Raw genomic sequence first — 19,193 nt, 5'->3', positions numbered from 1 at the left:
TGTGCGCAGGAAAGCGCACACGAGCAAGCGGCGACCGAGCTTACAAGGGTGAAGGCGCTTTGCTTGCGAAGCACTGCTTCGCAAGCGCCCGAACGCACAGCCGCCAGCGGCTGGGCCGGGCCCCGGAGGGGGACTTGCAGCGACCCCTGCGCAATCCACCCCATTCGGCCAAGCACGGCTTCTGATTTGAACGACCCACCACGAGGGGCTCAGCCGTTGGCCGAAACCCTCACCCCGCCCGCAACGCCGCCGCCGCCGCCCACCGCGCCGCCACCCGCGGCGCGGTAATGCACACCGCCTGGTCGGTCACCGTCGTCACCGCCCGCTCCAGCAGTTGGATATCCGCCTCATGCTGGCGCGCCACATGCGGGTCCTCGAAGAAGATCGCGCGCTGGCAGCGCCCTTCCAGCACGCGGTCTGCAATCTGCGCATCACCGCCCATCGGGCCGCTCTGGTAGCGCGTCACCCACGGCGTATCGCTGGGCCAGCCACGGCTCCAGGCCAGCTCGTTCAAACGTTGGCCGGTAGTACCGGTTGCCACCCGTTCACCGAACCGGGCCAGCACCTCGAAGTGCTCGTCGGCGAAGGCCAGCATCGCCGGCTTCATCGCGTCGTGCGCGATCAGCGCCAGCGTCTGCTCCTCGAATGCATGCAGGTCGTCAGCCCCGGCATCGGCGGCCAGGCCGGCGTGGATGCGTTCCACCTCGATCCAGTCGCGCGCAGTGGCCACGGTGGAGATGAACGGCTTGCCGTGGATCACGCACTGCCGCTTCAGCGCCGTGGCTTCCGGAAACACGGAGGACGGATCGACCGGATCGATCAGGTAGATCGCGCCATCCAGCGTCCGTTCCGGCCCCATGCCAACCACCTCGGCGACCAGCTTCATCAGGCCACCCTCGCGACCGTAGGGATAGCGATGCAGGCTCCCGTATCCGGCCAGGAAGCCCTGCCGCTCGATCGCGTCATGGGTGCGGCCGACCGCATGCAATGACACGCCCAGCTCGCGCAGGCCGGGTTCGCTGGCGCGCAGCCAGCGGAACAGGGCGGCGCGCGCGTCGTGGTGATGGAGACGGTTGGCGGCCAGGCCGATGCGCATCGAATGCTCCGCAGGTAGGGGTGAAAGCGGCAGTGTATGTCGGCATCTCCTCTACTTGCTGCTTTTACAACTTTCTTCATTGCTACCCGCACGCGCGTCGCTAGCGTGACAGGCAGCGGTACCGCAGCGCGGCCGTTCATTTCCGCCCGCGAAAAGAGGATGCCCATCGTGAACGTCGCTGGCATGCGTGCCGCCGCTGCGGTCATGGCCTGCGTGCTGTCGCCCATTACCGCCGCGGCTGCGGAGTGTGGGACGCCCCTGCGCATTGCCTGGCCCGCCGATCGCGCGCCCCTGTCTTCCAGTGAAGAGGGCGAGCCGAAAGGGCTCAGCGCGGAATACCTGGCGCTGCTGGGCGCACGACAGTTGCTGCAGCCCCAGCCATTGCCATCGGCCGCCGTCGCGGAAGGTGCGGTGCCCGCCGGCATCCAGGCCCTGCTGGGTTGGCCGCGCTCGCAGCTGCCGGCGGGCTGGGTGGCCAGTACCGCTTACCAGCAGCTGCCACAGGTGATCGTGCGCCGCCGCGATGCGCCGCCGATGCTGGGCCTGGAAGGGCTGCGCGGGAAGACCGTGGTCAGTCCCGACGCGGTGTCGCTGAGCGCAATGCTGGCCGAGCATGCGCCCGGTGCACAGCTGCTGCCGCCTGCGCCGATGGATGACGGATTGGCCCTGCTGGGAGCGGGCCTGGTCGATGCGGTGATCGCCAACCTCGGCGAGGCCGAGGCCGGCCTGCGCAGCTACCGGGGCACGCCGCTGGTGATCGCCGCGCCGGCGGGTATCGACGACGCGCTGGTGCTGGCCACCGTGCCGGCCTGTGCCGGTGTCGTCAGCGCGTTCGACCAGGCCATCTCGCAGCTTTCCGGCGCCGAGCATGAAGCGATCCGCAACGCGTGGCTGCCGGACCAGCCACGTCCCCAACCACCGCTGTCGCCGCTGCGCTGGCTGGTGTCGTCTTCGCTGATCCTGCTGGCGCTCGTACTGGTGTACGCCTTCGGCTACTGGCGCGTGCATCGCGAGAGTGAGCGTCGCCACGTGGCTGCGCAACGCCTGCAGGAGGTGACCTCGAACCTGCCAGCGGTGGTCTATCAAGCGCGTCGCTCTGCCACCGGCCACTACAGCTTTCCCCAGATCGCAGGCGATGTGCAGGCGCTGTTCGGAATCAGCGTGGAAACCGCCCTGATCGATCAACAGCGCCTGCTGGCAGCGGTTCATCCCGATGACCGCTCGCGGCTGATGGACACCGTCGACGCCGCTGCCCTGGCGCGGGGCCCGATCGACGTCACCTTCCGCACGCGTTCGCCACAGGGCTGGCGTTGGGTCCGCTCGCATGGACGGCCGCTGTCCCTGGACAGCAGCGACGTCGAGTGGAGTGGCTACTGGATCGACGTAAGCGAAGAGCAGTCGCGCACCCATGCGCTGGCCGAGGCACGTCGTGCGGCCGAGCAGGCAGCGCTGGCCAAGGCCCACTTCCTGGCAACCATGAGCCACGAGATCCGCACGCCGATGAGCACCCTGCTGGGCATGCTCGAGCGGCTGGATGGCAGCAGTCTGGATCATCGCCAGCAACAGGTGCTGGTGACCGTGGGTGATGCTGCCCAGATGTTGCGTCAGATCCTGGACGATGTGCTGCACACCCAACGGCTGCAGGCACTGCCGCTGCAGCTGCGGCCCACGAGCGTGGCTGCGCTGGTGCGCGCGGTGCAGCAGTTGTTGATGCCGGTGGCGGCCAGCCGGAGCCTGCATCTGCGGATCGAACTTGATCCGGAACTGCAGGCCGGATCGCTGGCCGACGGCCTGCGCCTGCGCCAGATCCTGTTCAACCTTGCCGGCAACGCGCTCAAGTTCACCGAGCAGGGCGGCGTGGACCTGCAGGTGCAGGTGCTGCAGCAGCGCGAGGGCGGCCAACGTCTTCGCCTGCAGGTAAGTGACAGCGGTGTGGGCATCAGTCCGGAACGCCAACAGGCGGTGTTCGCTGCCTACACCCAGGCCGAGGCATCGACAACGCGCCGTTTTGGCGGCAGTGGCCTGGGCTTGGCGATCTGCCGTGAACTGGCCGCATCGATGGAAGCGGAACTTTGCCTGCGCAGCACGCCAGGCAAGGGCACCACCGTGTGGCTGGAACTGGATCTGGACGCCTGTGAGTTGCCTGCGGAGGCGTTGCCGCTTCCGGTAGAGGCGGCGCGGCCACTGTCATCGGCCCGGGTGCTGTTGGCTGAAGATCATCCCACCAACCTGCATCTGCTGGAGCAGCGGCTGCATGATCTGGGACTGCAGGTGCACGCCTGCACCGATGGTCGCCAGGCCTTTGAGGCCTGGCAGGCGCGGGCGTTCGACCTGGTCATCACCGACTGCCATATGCCGCACATGGATGGCTTCGCCTTGGCACGGGCCATCCGCGCCGACGCCTGCACGGTTCGCGCGCAGGTCCCGATCATCGCACTCACGGCCAGCGTGCTGGACCGCACCCGCGAGGCCTGCCGCGAAGCAGGCATCGATCATTTCCTGGCCAAGCCGGTAGAGGCGCAGGAACTGCGTGGCTTGCTGGCCATGCTGCTGGTGCCGGAATCAACGCGCCAGTAGGCGGATGATGCTGGCGGCGGCGTCGCGGCCTTCGGCCACGGCGGTCACCACCAGGTCGGCGCCACGCACTGCGTCGCCACCGGCGAACAGGCGTGGGTGCGCGGTCTGGAAGGGCAGGCGGCCCTTGCCCCCGGCCACGATGCGGCCGTTGGACTGGCCTTCCACGCCGTGTTCGGCCAGCCAGGCCGGAACGGTCGGCGAGAAGCCGAAGGCGATGATCACCACGTCCGCCTCCAGCAGCGATTCACTGCCGTCGATCGGCACCGCGTTCTGGCGGCCGTTGGCATCCGGCTCGCCCAGTCGGGTCTCGACCACGGTCACTCCGATCACTTCGTCATCGGCACCGGCTTCGATCGACAGCGGCTGGCGGTTGAACAGGAAGCGCACGCCTTCCTCGCGCGCATTGGCGACCTCGCGCGCGCTGCCGGGCATGTTGGCCTCGTCCCGGCGATAGGCGCACGTCACCTTGGCCGCGCCCAGCCGGACCGCGCTGCGCACGCAGTCCATGCCGGTATCGCCACCGCCGAGCACCACCACGCGCTTGCCGTTGAGATCGGGCAGGGCGATGGTGTCCTCCCAGCCGGCGATCGGCCGGCCCTTCGGATCATCACCACCGACGATGCGGCTGTTCTGCACCAGGAACGGCAACGCCGGCAGCACGCCCTTCAGGTCCTGCCCGTCGAGTCCACCGTCGGTATAGCGGTAGGCGCCGGTACCGACGAACACCGCATCGTGGCTGTCCAGCAACTGCTGCACGCTGAGGTCACGGCCGATCTCCACGCCGAGGCGGAACTGCACGCCCATGCCCTCGAGCGCTTGGCGGCGGCGATGGATCACGTCCTTGTCCAGCTTGAAGCTGGGGATGCCGAACTGCAGCAGGCCGCCGATCTGTTCATAGCGGTCGTAGACCACCGCGGCAATGCCGGCGCGCGCCAGGCGGTCGGCACAGGCCAGTCCGGCCGGCCCGGCGCCTATCACCGCCACGCTGTGGCCGCTCGGCTGCACCGCGCCCAGGTCCGGGCGCCAGCCCGTGGCCAGCGCCGTATCGACGATGTACTTCTCGACCGCACCAATGGTGACCGCGCCGAATTCCTCCAGCGTGCAGCTGCCTTCGCACAGCCGGTCCTGCGGGCAGACGCGGCCGCACACTTCCGGCAGCGGGTTGGTGCTGTGGCACAGCGTGGCCGCCTCGTGGATGCGGTTCTCCTGTACCAGCTGCAGCCACTGCGGAATGGCGTTGTGCACCGGGCACTTCCAGCTGCAGTACGGATTGCCGCAGTCCAGGCAGCGGCCGGCCTGGTACTGTGCGTCTTCCTTGCCGAACTTTCCGTACAGCTCACCCCAGTCGCCGGAGGTGCGCAGTTCCACCGGAATGCGCTGCGGCATGGTGCGGGGCAGGTCGAGGAACTGGAAGGCGTGCTTGCGGCTCATGGCGGGCTCTGTGTTGTTTTCCGGGGGCCGGCCAGCGACCGGCACTACCGTTATGCGGCGCGGCGCAGGGTTTCGGTCAGCGACTCGATGCTGGCGGCCTTGGGTTTGACCAGCCAGAACTTGCCGATGTAATCGCGGAACTCGTCCAGGATCTGCTGCGCCCAGATGCTGCCGGTCAGCTCGCGGTGGCGGCCGATCAGGCGGTGCAGGTGCTGGCGGTAGTTCTCGAAGCCCTCGGCGGAGACGCGATGGATGTCGATCAGCTCGTGGTTGTAGCGATCGACGAAATCGCGGTCGACGTCCAGCACGTAGGCCAGGCCACCGGTGAAGCCGGCACCGAAGTTCAGGCCGACCTTGCCCAGTACCAGTACCACGCCGTCGGTCATGTACTCGCAGCAGTGATCACCGGCACCCTCGACCACTGCCAGCGCGCCGGAGTTGCGCACCGCGAAGCGCTCGCCTGCGCGACCTGCGGCGAACAGCTCGCCGCCGGTGGCGCCATACAGGCAGGTGTTGCCGATGATGGCGGTGCTGCGCGCCTCAAAGCGGGCGCCACGCGGCGGGCGAACCACCAGGCGGCCACCGGCCATGCCCTTGCCGACGTAGTCGTTGGCTTCGCCTTCCACTTCCAGGTGCAGGCCGCCGACATTGAAGGCACCGAAGCTCTGCCCGGCGCTGCCACGGAATCGGAGTTCCAGCGGTGCCTCGGCCATGCCCTGGTTGCCATGCGCGCGTGCCACTGCGCCAGCCAGGCGGGCGCCGATGCTGCGGTCGGTGTTGTGGATCAGGAAGCGGTGTTCGCCGCCGCGCTTGTGCTCGATGGCCGGCGCCATCAGGCCGTCCATCTGCGTGGCCAGGCTGTCCGGTGATTCGTACAGGCGCTGGGCGGCACGGTGGCTGCCCTCGTAGCGGCTGTCGGCCAGCAGGCGCGACAGGTCCACGCGCACACCGTCGCGCGGTGCGGCCTCGATCTGCCGCAGCAGGTCGGTGCGGCCGACGATCTCTTCCAGCGAACGCGCGCCCAGGTACGACAGCCAGCCGCGTACTTCCTCGGCCAGCAGGCGGAAGAAGTTCTCCACACGCTCGGGCTGACCGGTGAAGTGGTTCTCGCGCAGGCGCTCATCCTGTGTGGCCACGCCGGTGGCGCAGTTGTTGAGGTGGCAGATGCGCAGGTACTTGCAGCCCAGCACGATCATCGGCGCGGTGCCGAAGCCGAAGCTGTCCGCGCCCAGCAGCGCGGCCTTGACCACGTCCAGGCCGGTCTTCAGGCCGCCGTCGGTCTGCAGCAGGGTGCGCCCGCGCAGGTCGTTGGCCAGCAGCGCCTGGTGCGCTTCGGCCACGCCCAGTTCCCACGGCACGCCGGCATAGCGGATCGAGCTGATCGGCGAGGCACCGGTACCGCCGTCGTGGCCGGAAATGGTGATCAGGTCCGCGCCGGCCTTGACCACACCGGCGGCGATCGTACCCACACCGGCATGGCTGACCAGCTTCACCGACACCAGCGCGGTCGGGTTGACCTGCTTGAGGTCGTAGATCAGCTGGGCCAGGTCTTCGATCGAATAGATGTCGTGGTGCGGCGGCGGCGAGATCAGGCCGATGCCCGGGCGCGCATAGCGCAGGCGTGCGATCAGTTCATTGACCTTGTGACCCGGCAGCTGGCCGCCCTCGCCGGGCTTGGCACCCTGCGCGACCTTGATCTGCAGCACTTCGGCATTGACCAGGTATTCGGCGGTGACACCGAAGCGGCCGGAGGCCACCTGCTTGATCTTGCTGCGCCGCTGCGTGCCGTAGCGTGCGGGATCTTCGCCACCTTCGCCGGAATTGCTGCGGCCGCCGAGGCGGTTCATGGCAATGGCCAGCGCTTCGTGCGCTTCGGGCGACAGTGCGCCCAGGCTGATCGCCGCGGTATCGAAGCGCGGGAACAGGGCACTGGCAGGCGCCACTTCATCCAGCGGCACGGGCGTGGCCGCCGGCACCAGTTCCAGCAGGTCTCGCAGCGCCGACGGCGGCCGTGCATGCACGGCATCGCAGTACTGCTGCCACGCACGCGGGTCACCGCTGCGCGCCGCGCGCTGCAGGGTGGTGACCACGTCCGGGTTGTACATGTGGTACTCGCCGCCGTGCACGTACTTCAGCAGACCGCCAACATCCACGTCCTGCTGCGCGTCCCAGGCCTGCGCGCGCAGCTCACGCGCGTCGGCGTCCAGGCGGGCGAAGCCGGCGCCGCCGATGCGCGACGCCGTATCCGGGAAGCACAGGTCCACCACCTCCGGCTCCAGGCCGATGATCTCGAACAGCTGCGCACCGCGGTAGCTGGCCACGGTACAGATGCCCATCTTCGAGATGATCTTCGACAGGCCCTTGTAGACACCCTTGCGGTAGCGGCGGCCGATCTGCGATTGCTCACCGCCCTTGCTCAGCTTGAGGATGCCGCGGCGGCCCAGGTCGAACAGGGTCTGGTAGGCCAGATACGGATACACCGCGGTGGCACCGAAGCCGAGCAGGCAGGCCATGTGGTGCGGGTCGCGCGCGGTGCCGGTCTCGACGATCAGGTTGACGTCGCAGCGCAGGCCCAGGCGCGAGAGGTGGTGATGGATGGCGCTGGTGGCAAGCAGCGCATGCACCATCGGCCGCGCGGCCACCGGGTAGCGGTCGGACAGCAACAGCATCACCATGCCATCGCGTGCGGCCTGCTCGGCCTCGGCGCAGATACGCTCGATACCGGCGCGCAGGCCTTCGTCTTCGCTGTAGGACAGATCAAGCAGGCGGTTGGCCTGCACGTACTGGTCCATCTTCAGCAGCTGGCGCAGCTTGCGCTGGCTCAGTACCGGCGAATTGAGGATGACGTGGTTCACCGTCTCCGGGCCGGCATGGAAGATGTTGGTCTCCTTGCCGAGCTGGGTGGACAGGGACATCGCGCAGTCTTCGCGCAGCGGATCGATCGGTGGGTTGGTGACCTGCGCGAAGGCCTGGCGGAAGTAGTCGTACAGCGGACGGCTGCGTTGGCTGAGGACGGCCATCGGCGTGTCATCGCCCATCGAGCCGGTGGCTTCCTGCTCGGTCTCGGCCAGCGGACGCAGCACCTGCTCCACTTCCTCGCTGCTGAGCTGGTAAAGCTTGTGGTAGCTGCGCAGGGTGCCTTCGTCGAAGGGCTCTTCCACCAGCGACGGGTCGATCAGTTCGGTCTGCAGGTAGGTCACGCCCTGCTGCAGCCATTGCTTGTACGGCGCGCGGCCACGGTTGATGCGGTCCACCGCGTCCGAGTCAAGCAGATCGCCGCGCTTGAGGTCGATGGCCACCATCTCGCCGGGCCCGAGCTTGCCCTTGCGCACCACGCGTTCGGTCGGCACTTCCCACACGCCGGCTTCGGAGGCGACCAGGAAGTGGCGGTCGGCGGTCAGCATCCAGCGCGCCGGGCGCAGGCCATTGCGGTCCAGCGTACACACGGCGTAGCGGCTGTCGCAGGCGACGATGCCGGCCGGGCCGTCCCACGGCTCGCTGTTCAGGCCGTGAAACTCGTAGAAGGCCGCCAGGTCCGGGTCCTTGAATTCCAGCGACTGGGTAGCCGGCGGTACCAGGATGCGCAGCGCCTGGATCAGCTCCATGCCACCGGCGACCATCAGTTCCAGCATGTTGTCCAGGCTCTGCGAATCCGAACCGTGCATGGAGATGACCGGATCGAACTCGGCGATGTCGAAGCGCGGTGTCTTCCACACCTTGCTGCGCGCCTGCGCCCAGCGCCGGTTGCCTTCGATGGTGTTGATCTCGCCGTTGTGGGCGAGCATGCGGAACGGGTGGGCCAGCGGCCAGCGCGGCAGCGTATTGGTGGAGAAGCGCTGGTGGAACACGATCGCGCTGGAGGCCAGTTCGCGGCGCTGCAGGTCCGGATAGAAGCGGCTGAGCTTGTCCGGCAGCACCATGCCCTTGTAGCTGATCGCATCCGGGGTGAGGGTGGTGACGTAGAAGTCGGCGTGTTCGCGCAGCTGCTGCTCGCTGCGGCGACGGGCCAGGAACAGCGCCAGCGCGAAGCCGGCATCATCCTGGCCGACGCCGGCGTCGACGAACACCTGTTCGATGCGCGGCAGCGTGTCGCGCGCCAGCTGGCCGCAGACGCTGTCGTCGGTGGGTACCTCGCGCCAGCCGGCAACCTTGCAGCCCACCGCTTCCACCTGCGCCTGCAGCTGCGCGCGGCAGGCCTGGGCCGCGCCGGCATCGTGCGGCAGGAACACCAGGCCGGCAGCGAAGCGCGCGGTGGTGGCGATGCCGGCCTCGCTGGCCAGCAGTTTCAGGAACGCATCGGGGCGGCGCAGCAGCAGGCCGCAGCCATCGCCGGTCAGGCCGTCGGCGGCCACGCCACCACGGTGGGTCATGCGCGAAAGCGCGGCGATGGCGGTATCAACCAACAGGCGCGATGGTTGATCGTCGAGCTGGGCGACCATGCCAAATCCACAGGCATCGCGCTCGGAGCGCGGGTCGTAAAGCCCTTGGCGGTTGCGGGGGGCCATCTCTACCTCGATGCGTATAGGGTTGGCGGCGACACTCGTCCCCGCTCATTCCCTGGAGCGCATCGTGAGGCCACCGGATGCCTCGACTAGATCACAGGTTGCTGCAACGCCGCAATACACGGTTGCAGGTGCAACGGAAAGCGCCGGCAACCCAGTGCCGGCGCGGGGCCGGACTCAGCCGCAGCGCGTGCCGCTGACCGCGCCCTTGTCGTCCACTTCGATGTTCAGGCGGTCGCCGAGGAACTCCATCGTGGCCACATCATTGGGCTTGAGCACACGCACCTGGCTGGCCCCGGCATCTTCCTGCGCCTGCTTGCCGAGGGCATCGGTGTAGGCCTGGCCGACCAGGCTCTGCACCTGGCTGGCATCGCAGGTGCCGACGAGCGGTGCCTCGGTGGCCTTGCCGGCGTCGTCGGCCGGTGCCTTGGCGGCTTCGGCGGCCTGCTGGGCGTGGGCCGTGGCCGAATCCTGTTCATCCAGCGCCGGTGCCTGGCAGGCGGTCAGGGCCAGCACGGCCGGCAGCAACAGGACGGAGAGCGAACGGGCGCGAATCGGAAACGACATCATGACTCCGGAAGGGGTTGTGAAAGCCCGAGCATAGCGGCGAACCGACCCTCACGTGTTTGTCTTGTGTTATCGACAGGATCACTGCGCCGCACCAGTGACACTGCCGGACATGCCAACCCCCCCCACTCCGGAACAACAGGCCGCGCGCGCTGCGGGCCTGCGCTATGTTGATGACACCCAGCCCGGCATCAGCCGCCGCCGCGCCGGCAAGGGGTTCAGCTACCGCGATGCCGACGGCCACGCGCTGCGCGATGCCACCACCCTGCAACGCATCCGTGCGCTGGCGATTCCGCCGGCCTACACCGCAGTGTGGATCTGCGCCCATGCCAACGGCCACCTGCAGGCGACCGGCCGCGATGCGCGCGGGCGCAAGCAGTACCGCTACCACCCCGACTGGGCCGCAGTGCGCGACGCCGGCAAGTTCGACCGGGTGATCGCCTTTGGCGAAGCACTGCCTGCGCTGCGGCGCCGGCTTGGCCGCGATCTCAAGCGCAGCGGCTTCCCGCGCGAAAAGGTGCTGGCGGTGGTGGTCGCGCTGCTGGCCGACACCCTGGTGCGGGTAGGCAATGAAACGTATGCCAGGGAAAACAAATCCTTTGGCCTGACCACGCTGCGCAACCGGCACCTGGACCTGCTGCGCGGCGGGCGCGTGCGCATGCGCTTCCGCGGAAAATCCGGGCAGCTGCATGAAGTAACGGTCGGTGACCGCCGGCTGGGCACGCTGGTGCGCGGTGTGCAGCAGTTGCCGGGCCAGGCGCTGTTCCAGTACCGCGACGACGACGGTGTCATCCAGCCGGTCGATTCCGGTGCGGTCAACGATTACCTGCGCGAGGTGATGGGAGAGGACTTCACCGCCAAGGATTTCCGCACCTGGGGCGGCACCCTGGCCGCGGTACAGGCGTTCGCAGCCACCGAACTGCCCGAACCGGCCAGCCAGCGCGCGCTGGCCAAGGTGCAGCGCGAGGTGGTGTGCAAGGTGGCGGCCCAGTTGGGCAATACGCCTGCGGTGTGCCGCAAGGCCTATATCGACCCTTGCGTGTTCGCCGGCTGGGAGCGCGGCGAACTGGCGAAACTGGCCGGCCTGCGTGGGCCGCGCCAATGGGAACAGGCGACGCTGAAGGTACTGCGCCGCGCACGGCGGCTGGCCAAGCGCAGCGCCACGACGTAGCGTCGAGCTTGCTCGACGGCTATTAGCCGCAATAAATGGCCGTGATGTTGTTGGTACGGCCCTTCTCGATGGTCAGGCGGTCACCGCCTTCGTGCGCCGGTGGCACCCGCGGGCCGTCATGACGCAGCACCTGCACGTGCAGGCTGTCGCTGTCCACGCGCGCGCGTTCAACGGTGGCGGCCGAAGCGGCCAGGCCGAGCGCACCGCGCACCATGTCGCTGTGGCACTGGCCGGAAATCACCCCGTCGATCGGCTGCACCTGGGCCATCGGCGTGCTGCTGCAGGCAGCGAGGGCAAGGCTGAGAGCGGTGGCGGCGATGGCAGCTTTCATGGAGGCGTTCCTCGTGTGGTTGCGTGCAAGGGTGCGACGGCGCGCGTGGTGGCGGAATGAATGCCGTGCACATGCTGGACACGGTGCGCTCACTGCCGCCGACAGCGCGGTCAGGGACACTGCAGTTGCGGCGGATGCCGCCCCCGGTAGTGCCGGCCGCTTGCCGGCAGCCCCTTTCCCTCCCGAGGAGATCTGCATGGCCACGAGCAAGAAGCTTCCCACCCGCCGCAAGGCATCGCCGAAGGTGCGCAAAGGCAGCACCGCTACCACGACCGCCGCCGACCCGGACCGCCCACGCGTGGTGAAAACCGCAACCCGCAAGGCCGCCGCCAGCGATCCGCGGGCGGCGCGCGTCGCGTCGCGGCAGCGGCGCCTGCAGGACCAGGAAAAGGCCAAGGACGCGCGGGCGGCAAAGAAGGCCACGAAGAAGCGCGCGACCCAGGCCGGTACCCGCAGGCAACCTGAGGTCATGCCCGCCCAGCAGCTGCCCAAGCCCGGGCATGAACACGAACTTGAGCTGGCGCCACGCTTCCTCGCGCCGGACTACGCGGGCAGCGGCAAACTGCAGGGCATGCGCGCGATCATCACCGGCGGCGATTCCGGTATCGGCCGCGCGGTCGCGGTGCTGTTCGCACGCGAGGGTGCGGACGTTGCAGTGCTACATCTGGACGAGGCGGAGGACGCGGACATCACCCGCCAGCACGTGGAGCGCGAAGGCGGTCGCTGCGTGGTGATTGCCGGTGACGTGCGCGATCCGCGCTTCTGCAACAAGGCGGTGAAGCAGGTCGCCAAGGCCTTCGGCGGCATTGACATCCTGGTCAACAACGCCGCGTTCCAGCTGCACTGCGAGCGGCTGGAAGACCTCGAAGACGCGCACTTGCAGGAGACCCTGCAGACCAACATCGGTGGGTACATCCAGATGGCGCGTGCGGTGCTGCCGCACCTGGGCGAGGGCGCCAGCATCATCAACACCGGTTCGGAAACCGGCATTTTCGGCAGCAAGGCGCTGATCGACTACTCGGCCACCAAGGGCGCGATCCACGCGTTCACCAAGTCGCTGGCCAGCCAGCTGCTGCCACGTGGCATCCGGGTCAACTGCGTGGCGCCGGGGCCGGTGTGGACGCCGCTGAACCCGGCCGACAAGCCGGCGGAGGACGTGGCGGAGTTCGGCAAGGACAGCGACATCGGCCGGCCCGCACAGCCCGAAGAACTTTCTCCGGCCTACGTATTCCTGGCCTCGCCGGTCTGTGGCAGCTACATCAGTGGCGTGATCCTGCCGGTGATGGGCGGGCCGCGAGGCTGAACGGCCCTACTGCGTGGAGTCTGCTGAATGGGGCCTCGCGCAGGTGTGTGGCGTGCGTCAAAGGCTGCGCCGGTGCGGCGGGGTAGGCTGGACTCCCATACCGATCACGTTCAAGGAAAGATCATGCCGGAGATGGATATCAACGCAGCGGCCGATGAAGTCGTCGCCCTGCTGCGGCAGAACGACGCCCGTGGCGCGGCCGCGCGCCTGGAGGCCCTGCACAACGGCCAGAGTGCAGTGGTGCAGGAATCGCTGGATCGCTACATCGCGGCGCGGGGTGCCACCGAGCTTGAGGCCCTGCAACGCAGCGGTGGCGTATCCGCCGCGGATGCGGCCACGGTCAACCCGATGCTGGATCGCCTGGCTGAGGCGACGCGCCCTCCGCGCATGCCCGATGCAGCAGAGACCGCAGGCCTGAGCCAGGCCCAGCAGTACGACGTGTACGGCAGCATCGTGGCCCAGCGCGGCAGCGCCGCGGCAAACGATGCGATGGCCACCCGGGATCGCGTGGTGCTGGGGTTGCGTGATGAGAACCGCACCACCGAGGCGCGGGGGCGTGGTGTCTACGACGACCGCATCGTGGTGCTGTGGAAGGATGCGCAGGGCCACGGCCATGTGCGCGAGTTCAACCAGGCCACGACGGAGCCGACGGCCCAGTACGATGGTCACGCCAAGACCACGCCACGCAGCCCCGGCTTCGGCAACGTGGCGCCGCGCACCAAGACCGAGGGCGAGGACGTCAACGGCAACCGGGTCAAGGATCTTGGACGGTTGGGCGAAGGCACCACCGAGATGCGCGCAACAACCCATCCGCGAAATGGCCATCCCGATGAATTTGCACTGCGCCCTTCGCAGGACGCGATCACCGCAGGCGCCGGCCGTGTGGAGCGCGACAGCAATGGCGACGGCTGGTTCGATGCGCGCGATACCCAGGGCGTGCAGGACCTCAACGACACCTTCAAGATCCATCGTGGCAGCCGGTCCAATACCGATTCGGCGGGCTGCCAGACCATCGGCGGCGGCGAGTACGACGACTTCGTGTCGACGGTGCGCGGCACGCCTGGGCAGAACCGTTGGCAGTACGTGCTGACCTCGGTTGCACCCGGCCAGGCGCGCGAGCTGGGACAGGACGCGCCGCTCGCGGCCAATGACGATCCCCGTCAGCCGCAGCATCGCGACCATGCCCTGCAGCAGCAGATCAGCACGCACCTGCAGGCCCTGGGCGGACGCTACGCCGAGCATGCCGATGACTACAGTCTGGTGATGCTGCGCGAAGCGAAGGCCGCAGGCATGACCCGGGTCGACCAGATCGTGGCCAGCAATCCCAGTGGTGGCCGCGCTGCGGGCGAGACACTGTTCCTGGTGCAGGGCAGTCCGGGCGACCCCGCGGCAGTGCGCGCAGGCGTCAACGCGGCCGAGGTGCGCGAGACTACGGTGGAAACCAGCCTGCGCCAGCTGCAGCAGCAAGCGCGCGAACAGGGTGCACCGGTACCGGCGCCGGCGCCTGCACAGCAGCAGGAAGTACCGGCGATGGGAGGGTGTTGAGCGATGATCCGATCACACCTGATGCCGAGCGTTTCGTTGATGTTGTTGCTGGCCTGCAGCGCCTGCGCGCCCGCTGGAGAGCGTGTCGCGCCGGCAGCGCCCACCGCCAGCCCGGCGGCGAACCCGGAGGCCTTGCCTGCGCAGACCCTGCCCACTGATCGTGGACTGCCCGCACTGCCGGAAGCCTCCGGCAGCGCCCATCCCGGCGGTCGCTACGCTGCGATGCCCGAACCTGCCAGGCAGGTGCTGATGCATTTGAAGTGCAACGTGGAAGGTGCCAGCAATGTGCAGGTGCTTTCCATTCCCGCGCAGGGGGGCCGGCAGGATTTCATGGTCACCGATCGCAGCGGGCCGCGTTTCCGTTACTGGATACGGTCGTTCTCCAGTAGTGGCGGCACCACGGGCTATCTGGTGCAGCTGCGGGACTGCCCAGCCAGCACCACCGGCATGCGCGCCTACATTGCACAGGGGGCGGCACCGCTGCAGGACGTCACCGCATCGCTGCTGGCGCAGGCAGGGCTGCCTGATGCGGCGACGATGACGGCATACCAGGACAAGGGCGCGGGCGACCTGTTCGCCTTCATCGGGCCGCTGGACAAGGTGCCGGTGCTGCGCTGGGTGGCCGAAGCCGACCCCGAGCAGCCATTGGCCGCCGACGCGCGCAGCTTCGACCATGGCAATGCCATCCACGGCGGTTTCCTGCGCTGGAACCAGGATCACTTCGAAGTGGCCAGGACCGTGCCGGCCGGGCTATGGCCCTGCGATGACAGCCCGTTATTGCCGTGCAAGGGCGACCCGTTCGTGACTGGGCGTTGAGGCATCGCGCGCATAGAAATCGGCAATGCGCGGAATGAACTGCTGCGGATTGGCACCGACAAGATTGGTCAGCACCACCACCGCCACGCGGCGCTCGGGATAGACCACGAACGCCGAGCGCGCACCGCCGATACCGGCCACCTGAAGGTCGGGCGATGCGCGCAGTACCGGCCAGCCCCCCGCCCACGGGCCGGCACGGCCATCCGCCAGGCGCTCTGCGCTCCACATCCGACGCAGGGCCGTCTCCGGCAGCAGACGGCCTTCGGTCAGCGCGACCAGCCAGCGCGCGGTGTCGTCGGCGGTGGTGAGGATGCCGCCACCGGCCCACAGCGAAGGCGGTATGTCGTAGAACCAGTGCGACAGGCGGGACGGTGCATCGGCAGCGTCGGTGGCTCGCGGGGCCAGGCTGTACATCGTCGCCGCATCCGGAATCAGGTCGTAGCTGTCGCCGAAGGTGGTGCGGGCCATGCGCGCGCTGCTGAACTGGCGGGTGGCGAGGAAACGTTCGTAGGGCATGCCGGATTGCTTCGCGATGATTCGTGCCAGCAGTACGTAGTTGGTCTGGTTGTAGGCGAAGCGCTGCCCGGGTTCGGCTTCGACCGGCTGCGCAGTGACGGCCGCCCACGCCTGCGCTTCTGAGCCACCGCCCAGCAGTCCATTCGCATCAAGGATGTCCGGAAGGCCGGAGGTATGCGCCAGCAACTGGTGTACGCGCACGTCTCTCCACGCTGGCGGAAGATCATCCAGGTAGCGCGAGGCCGGCGCGTCCAGATCCAGCTGCCCCTGCTGGGCCAGCTGCGCGGCGGCCACGCCGGTGAACGCCTTGGTGGCCGAATTGAGTGGGAAACGGGTGTCGCGCGAGGCAAGCACACCGTTCTCCACGTTGGCCAGCCCGTAGGCCTCGGACAACACGGTCTGCCCGTCCTTGACCACCGCGATCTGCAATCCTGGGATGCGCCGCTCCAGCATGATCTGGCGGATCAGGCGGCGGGTCTGGTCGTTGGCCTGGTCCTGGCTGGCAGAGACGGCGGCGAAGGGCAGTGCACTGATGAGCATGAGCAGGACTCGGAGCATTGGGTGGGACATGCGGAATTCCAGCGGGGCGTTGCGGATGGGATGCAGCGGGCGGATCCAAGGTTTAAGCGCTCGGTGGTGCCTACCGTTCGTCGGCCCATGACTTCCGGGGGGTTGACTACAGCTGTCGTCAAGCTGACAGTGACGACACATGTAGTCAAGGGAGTGGTGTCATGCGTGGCAAGACCATCGGGGACCAGGAGCTGGCCCTGCTGCAGTACATCGATGAACATGCGCCGGCCAGCGTCGGCGAGGTCGCCAGTGGCTACGGGGAGGCCCGTGGCCTGGCCCGTTCCACCGTGCTGACGATGATGGAGCGGCTGCGGGCGAAGGGGTACCTTCAGCGCCAGCAGCAGGACGGGGTCTACCGCTACCAGGCCACCCGTGGCCCGCAGAGCGTGCTGCAGGGTGCCGTGGCCCAGTTCGTCGACAACACCCTGCAGGGGTCGGTGTCGCCGTTCGTGGCCTACCTGTCGCAGCGCCAGCAGGTCAGCGACAACGAGCTGGCCGAGCTGGAAGCGCTGGTCGCCCAACTCCAATCGCGTCGCCACGAGGGCTGAGCCATGGACACCACGATGCTGATCCCGATGTTGGAACGGCTGGGCTGGACCAGCCTGCAGACCGTGCTGCTGGTGGCCCTGGTGTATGGCCTGTGCCGCGCGCTGCCGTCGCTGTCGGCGGCCACCCGCTGCCGCCTGTGGTGGCTGGTCTCGCTGCAGGCCGTGCTCGGCCTGTTCTGGAGCCAGCCGTTGCAGCTGGCCTGGCTGCCGGCCCCCCAGGCCGTGGCGATGACTGCAACCGAAGTGGTCACCGAGACACTGCACCCGCTGGCCCCGCAGGCCTCGGCGCAGGTGCTGGCGGCGATGCCGATGCCTGCGGCGGACGTGCCGGCGGTGGCCTGGTGGGCGATCGCACTGGCCGCGCTGTGGCTGTCCGGCGTGCTGCTGATGGCGTTGCGCACCTTCGGTGAGTGGCGCCGCTGCCGCGCACTGCTGGCTGCGGCCTATCCCTGCGAGGACCAGGCGCTGGTGCAGGCCCTGCAGCTGGCCTCCGATGCGCACGGTGTGCGCCCTGCACCGCGGCTGTGGATGAGCACTCAGGTGGACTCGCCGCAGCTGGTCGGGCCGTTCCGCCCGGTGCTGCTGCTGCCCGCAGGTGACAATGCGCTGCAAGGCGACGCGCTGGACCTGGCGCTGACCCACGAACTACAGCACCTGCAGCGTCGTGACCTGCAGTGGGGGCTGCTGCCCGCATTGGCCCAGCACCTGTTCTTCTTCCACCCGCTGCTGCGCCTGTCGGTGCGCGAATACGCCCAGGCCCGCGAGGAAGCAGTGGATGCGGCCGTGGTCGGCCAGCACGGCGCCAGCCGCCAAGCCTATGGCCGCCTGTTGCTGCAGCTGGGCGTGGCCCCACAGCCGCACCTGGGCGTGGCCAGCGCCGCACCGAGCACCACCAGCCTCAAGCGTCGCCTGCTCTCGCTGCAGTCGCACCGGTCCTGCCCGCGCCTGCTGGCGATGGCGTTGACCGCTGCCGTGGTGGTGGTGGGCGTGGCGCCGATGCGCCTGGTTGCGGCCCCGGTGCCGCCGGCACCGCCTGCGCCGCCGGCCGCACCGAAGGCCGTGGTTCCCCCGCCGCCGGCGCCGAAGGTTCCGCCTGCACCGCCGATGTCGGCGCGCGCGCCGGCGGTGCCGGTGGCCCCTGCGCCGCCCGCCGAGCCCGCCGACGTTGAGGAGCTGTCCGGCCCGGACGATGCGGATGTGGCGGTTGACGTGGATGTCGACGTCGACCCGGGCATCGACGGCGGCCGCAGCACCTCGCGCAGTTCCTCCATCACCACCTACGGCCGTCTGGATCTGGGCCAGTCCCCGTCGCAGGCATTCGTGCTGGTGGATGGTGATTCGACCTTCGCCAACGGCGGCATCGACGATGTGACGCTGGCACGCAAACAGCTCGGCAAGGGCCCGGCGCTGTGGTTCCGCCAGGGCGACAAGCGCTACGTGGTGCGTGATCCGATGATGATCCAGACCCTGCAGCGTGCCTACAGCGGCGCGGTCGATCTGGGCCGCCAGCAGAGCGAACTGGGCCGCCAGCAGAGTGCGCTGGGTCGCGAGCAGGGCGAACTCGGCAAGCAGATGGGCGAGATGGGGCGTCTGCAGAGCGAGGAGGCACGCCGCATCGCACTGGCCGCTGCCGAGGCCGCGCGCAACGCGATGGCCGCGCATGACATCAACCGCGAGGCGGCGGCGGAAGCGGCGAAGGCGGCGCGCGGTGCGACCAGCGATATCGCCGTTGCGCGAGAGGCTGCGCGCGAGGCCGCCGCCGAGGCACGTCGTGCGATGCAGGAAGCCCGCAGCGAGGCCGCGCAGTCCGGCCGTACCCGTGACATGCAGCGCCTGGCCAGACAGCAGTCTGAACTGGCCAACCGACAGGCGGCACTGGGCAGCCAACAGGCCGCGTTGGGCGAGCGTCAGGCGCGCGTGCATGCGCAGGCATCGCAGCAGGCACAGCAGGTGATCGCGCGCGCACTGGCCAGCGGCAAGGCCGAGCGACTCTGAGCGGTAGTGGGGGGGGGGGGGGGGGGGGTGGGGGGGGGGGGGGGGGGGGGGGGGGGGCGCGCGCGCGGGGGCGGGGGGGGGGGGGGGGGGGGGGGGGCGGGGGGGGGCGGGGGGGGGGGGGGGGGGGGGGGGGGGGGGGGGGGGGGGGGGGGGGGGGGGGGGGGGGGGGGGGGGGGGGGGGGGGGGGGGGGGGGGGGGGGGGGGGGGGGGGGGGGGGGGGGGGGG

At 69.0% G+C, this 19,193-nt stretch carries 13 protein-coding genes; 7 read left to right on the top strand and 6 right to left on the bottom strand.

Annotation, left to right across the window (positions count from 1 at the left end; translation table 11 throughout):
• Positions 1-229: 229 nt before the first annotated feature.
• A complete protein-coding gene (locus QRO91_RS17015) occupies positions 230-1,096 on the bottom strand; it encodes a methylglyoxal synthase (protein WP_049430904.1) in 867 nt (288 codons plus the stop codon).
• A 168-nt stretch (positions 1,097-1,264) separates the two neighbouring features.
• Here QRO91_RS17015 and QRO91_RS17010 point away from each other — a divergent pair, with 168 nt between their 5' ends.
• Complete coding sequence (locus QRO91_RS17010) at positions 1,265-3,673, top strand: ATP-binding protein (protein ID WP_049430931.1); 2,409 nt, start codon at positions 1,265-1,267, stop codon at positions 3,671-3,673.
• Here the strand turns inward: QRO91_RS17010 and QRO91_RS17005 are convergent.
• The 3 genes from QRO91_RS17005 to QRO91_RS16995 all read right to left on the bottom strand — a co-directional run bounded on the left by QRO91_RS17005 (position 3,659) and on the right by QRO91_RS16995 (position 10,173).
• A complete protein-coding gene (locus tag QRO91_RS17005) occupies positions 3,659-5,104 on the bottom strand; it encodes an FAD-dependent oxidoreductase (RefSeq protein WP_197620567.1) in 1,446 nt (481 codons plus the stop codon). The two genes, QRO91_RS17010 and QRO91_RS17005, sit on opposite strands and share 15 nt — an antisense overlap.
• A gap of 50 nt (positions 5,105-5,154) precedes the next feature.
• Positions 5,155-9,609 (bottom strand): glutamate synthase large subunit, encoded by a 4,455-nt coding sequence (gene gltB / locus QRO91_RS17000; protein ID WP_100443735.1) that lies wholly within the window; start codon positions 9,607-9,609, stop codon positions 5,155-5,157.
• 174 nt (positions 9,610-9,783) lie between these two features.
• Positions 9,784-10,173: an I78 family peptidase inhibitor gene (locus QRO91_RS16995; RefSeq protein WP_197651004.1), complete on the bottom strand. Its 390-nt coding sequence runs from the start codon at positions 10,171-10,173 to the stop codon at positions 9,784-9,786.
• A 112-nt stretch (positions 10,174-10,285) separates the two neighbouring features.
• On the opposite strand from QRO91_RS16995, the gene QRO91_RS16990 reads away from it, so the two are divergent.
• Positions 10,286-11,344, top strand: a complete 1,059-nt coding sequence (locus QRO91_RS16990; protein ID WP_049430896.1) for a DNA topoisomerase IB — start codon at positions 10,286-10,288, stop codon at positions 11,342-11,344.
• A gap of 22 nt (positions 11,345-11,366) precedes the next feature.
• On the opposite strand, the gene QRO91_RS16985 is transcribed toward QRO91_RS16990, so the two are convergent.
• Positions 11,367-11,675 carry a hypothetical protein gene (locus QRO91_RS16985; RefSeq protein WP_049430894.1) on the bottom strand — a complete coding sequence of 103 codons (309 nt, stop codon included), beginning with the start codon at positions 11,673-11,675 and terminating at the stop codon, positions 11,367-11,369.
• 196 nt (positions 11,676-11,871) lie between these two features.
• Between QRO91_RS16985 and QRO91_RS16980 the strand changes: the two genes are divergently transcribed.
• The 3 genes from QRO91_RS16980 to QRO91_RS16970 all read left to right on the top strand — a co-directional run bounded on the left by QRO91_RS16980 (position 11,872) and on the right by QRO91_RS16970 (position 15,339).
• Positions 11,872-12,978: an SDR family oxidoreductase gene (locus tag QRO91_RS16980; protein WP_197620571.1), complete on the top strand. Its 1,107-nt coding sequence runs from the start codon at positions 11,872-11,874 to the stop codon at positions 12,976-12,978.
• A gap of 123 nt (positions 12,979-13,101) precedes the next feature.
• Positions 13,102-14,523, top strand: coding sequence for an XVIPCD domain-containing protein (locus QRO91_RS16975; RefSeq protein WP_049430891.1), 1,422 nt, complete (start codon positions 13,102-13,104; stop codon positions 14,521-14,523).
• A gap of 3 nt (positions 14,524-14,526) precedes the next feature.
• Positions 14,527-15,339, top strand: a complete 813-nt coding sequence (locus QRO91_RS16970; RefSeq protein WP_049430889.1) for a hypothetical protein — start codon at positions 14,527-14,529, stop codon at positions 15,337-15,339.
• Here QRO91_RS16970 and QRO91_RS16965 read toward each other — a convergent pair.
• Positions 15,298-16,395, bottom strand: coding sequence for a serine hydrolase (locus QRO91_RS16965; protein WP_049430925.1), 1,098 nt, complete (start codon positions 16,393-16,395; stop codon positions 15,298-15,300). The two genes, QRO91_RS16970 and QRO91_RS16965, sit on opposite strands and share 42 nt — an antisense overlap.
• A 191-nt stretch (positions 16,396-16,586) precedes the next feature.
• Here QRO91_RS16965 and QRO91_RS16960 point away from each other — a divergent pair, with 191 nt between their 5' ends.
• Entirely contained in the window at positions 16,587-16,973 is a 387-nt protein-coding gene (locus tag QRO91_RS16960) for a BlaI/MecI/CopY family transcriptional regulator (RefSeq protein ID WP_049430885.1), read from the top strand.
• Positions 16,974-16,976: 3 nt separating this feature from the next.
• Positions 16,977-18,968, top strand: coding sequence for a M56 family metallopeptidase (locus QRO91_RS16955; protein WP_049430883.1), 1,992 nt, complete (start codon positions 16,977-16,979; stop codon positions 18,966-18,968).
• Positions 18,969-19,193 lie beyond the last annotated feature (225 nt).

Origin of the sequence: Stenotrophomonas maltophilia group sp. Smal32, from assembly GCF_030237085.1 — a bacterium.
GTDB classification, from domain to species: domain Bacteria; phylum Pseudomonadota; class Gammaproteobacteria; order Xanthomonadales; family Xanthomonadaceae; genus Stenotrophomonas; species Stenotrophomonas maltophilia_Q.
This window is presented reverse-complemented; position numbering and strand designations above follow the sequence as displayed.

Coding starts and splice junctions, on each gene's coding strand:
- gltB (WP_100443735.1), bottom strand. CDS start 9,609: ATGGCCCCCCGCAACCGCCAAGGGCTTTACGACCCGCGCTCCGAGCGC.
- QRO91_RS16995 (WP_197651004.1), bottom strand. CDS start 10,173: ATGTCGTTTCCGATTCGCGCCCGTTCGCTCTCCGTCCTGTTGCTGCCG.
- QRO91_RS16965 (WP_049430925.1), bottom strand. CDS start 16,395: ATGCTCATCAGTGCACTGCCCTTCGCCGCCGTCTCTGCCAGCCAGGAC.
- QRO91_RS16985 (WP_049430894.1), bottom strand. CDS start 11,675: ATGAAAGCTGCCATCGCCGCCACCGCTCTCAGCCTTGCCCTCGCTGCC.
- QRO91_RS16975 (WP_049430891.1), top strand. CDS start 13,102: ATGCCGGAGATGGATATCAACGCAGCGGCCGATGAAGTCGTCGCCCTG.
- QRO91_RS17005 (WP_197620567.1), bottom strand. CDS start 5,104: ATGAGCCGCAAGCACGCCTTCCAGTTCCTCGACCTGCCCCGCACCATG.
- QRO91_RS16960 (WP_049430885.1), top strand. CDS start 16,587: ATGCGTGGCAAGACCATCGGGGACCAGGAGCTGGCCCTGCTGCAGTAC.
- QRO91_RS16980 (WP_197620571.1), top strand. CDS start 11,872: ATGGCCACGAGCAAGAAGCTTCCCACCCGCCGCAAGGCATCGCCGAAG.
- QRO91_RS17015 (WP_049430904.1), bottom strand. CDS start 1,096: ATGCGCATCGGCCTGGCCGCCAACCGTCTCCATCACCACGACGCGCGC.
- QRO91_RS16990 (WP_049430896.1), top strand. CDS start 10,286: ATGCCAACCCCCCCCACTCCGGAACAACAGGCCGCGCGCGCTGCGGGC.
- QRO91_RS16955 (WP_049430883.1), top strand. CDS start 16,977: ATGGACACCACGATGCTGATCCCGATGTTGGAACGGCTGGGCTGGACC.
- QRO91_RS16970 (WP_049430889.1), top strand. CDS start 14,527: ATGATCCGATCACACCTGATGCCGAGCGTTTCGTTGATGTTGTTGCTG.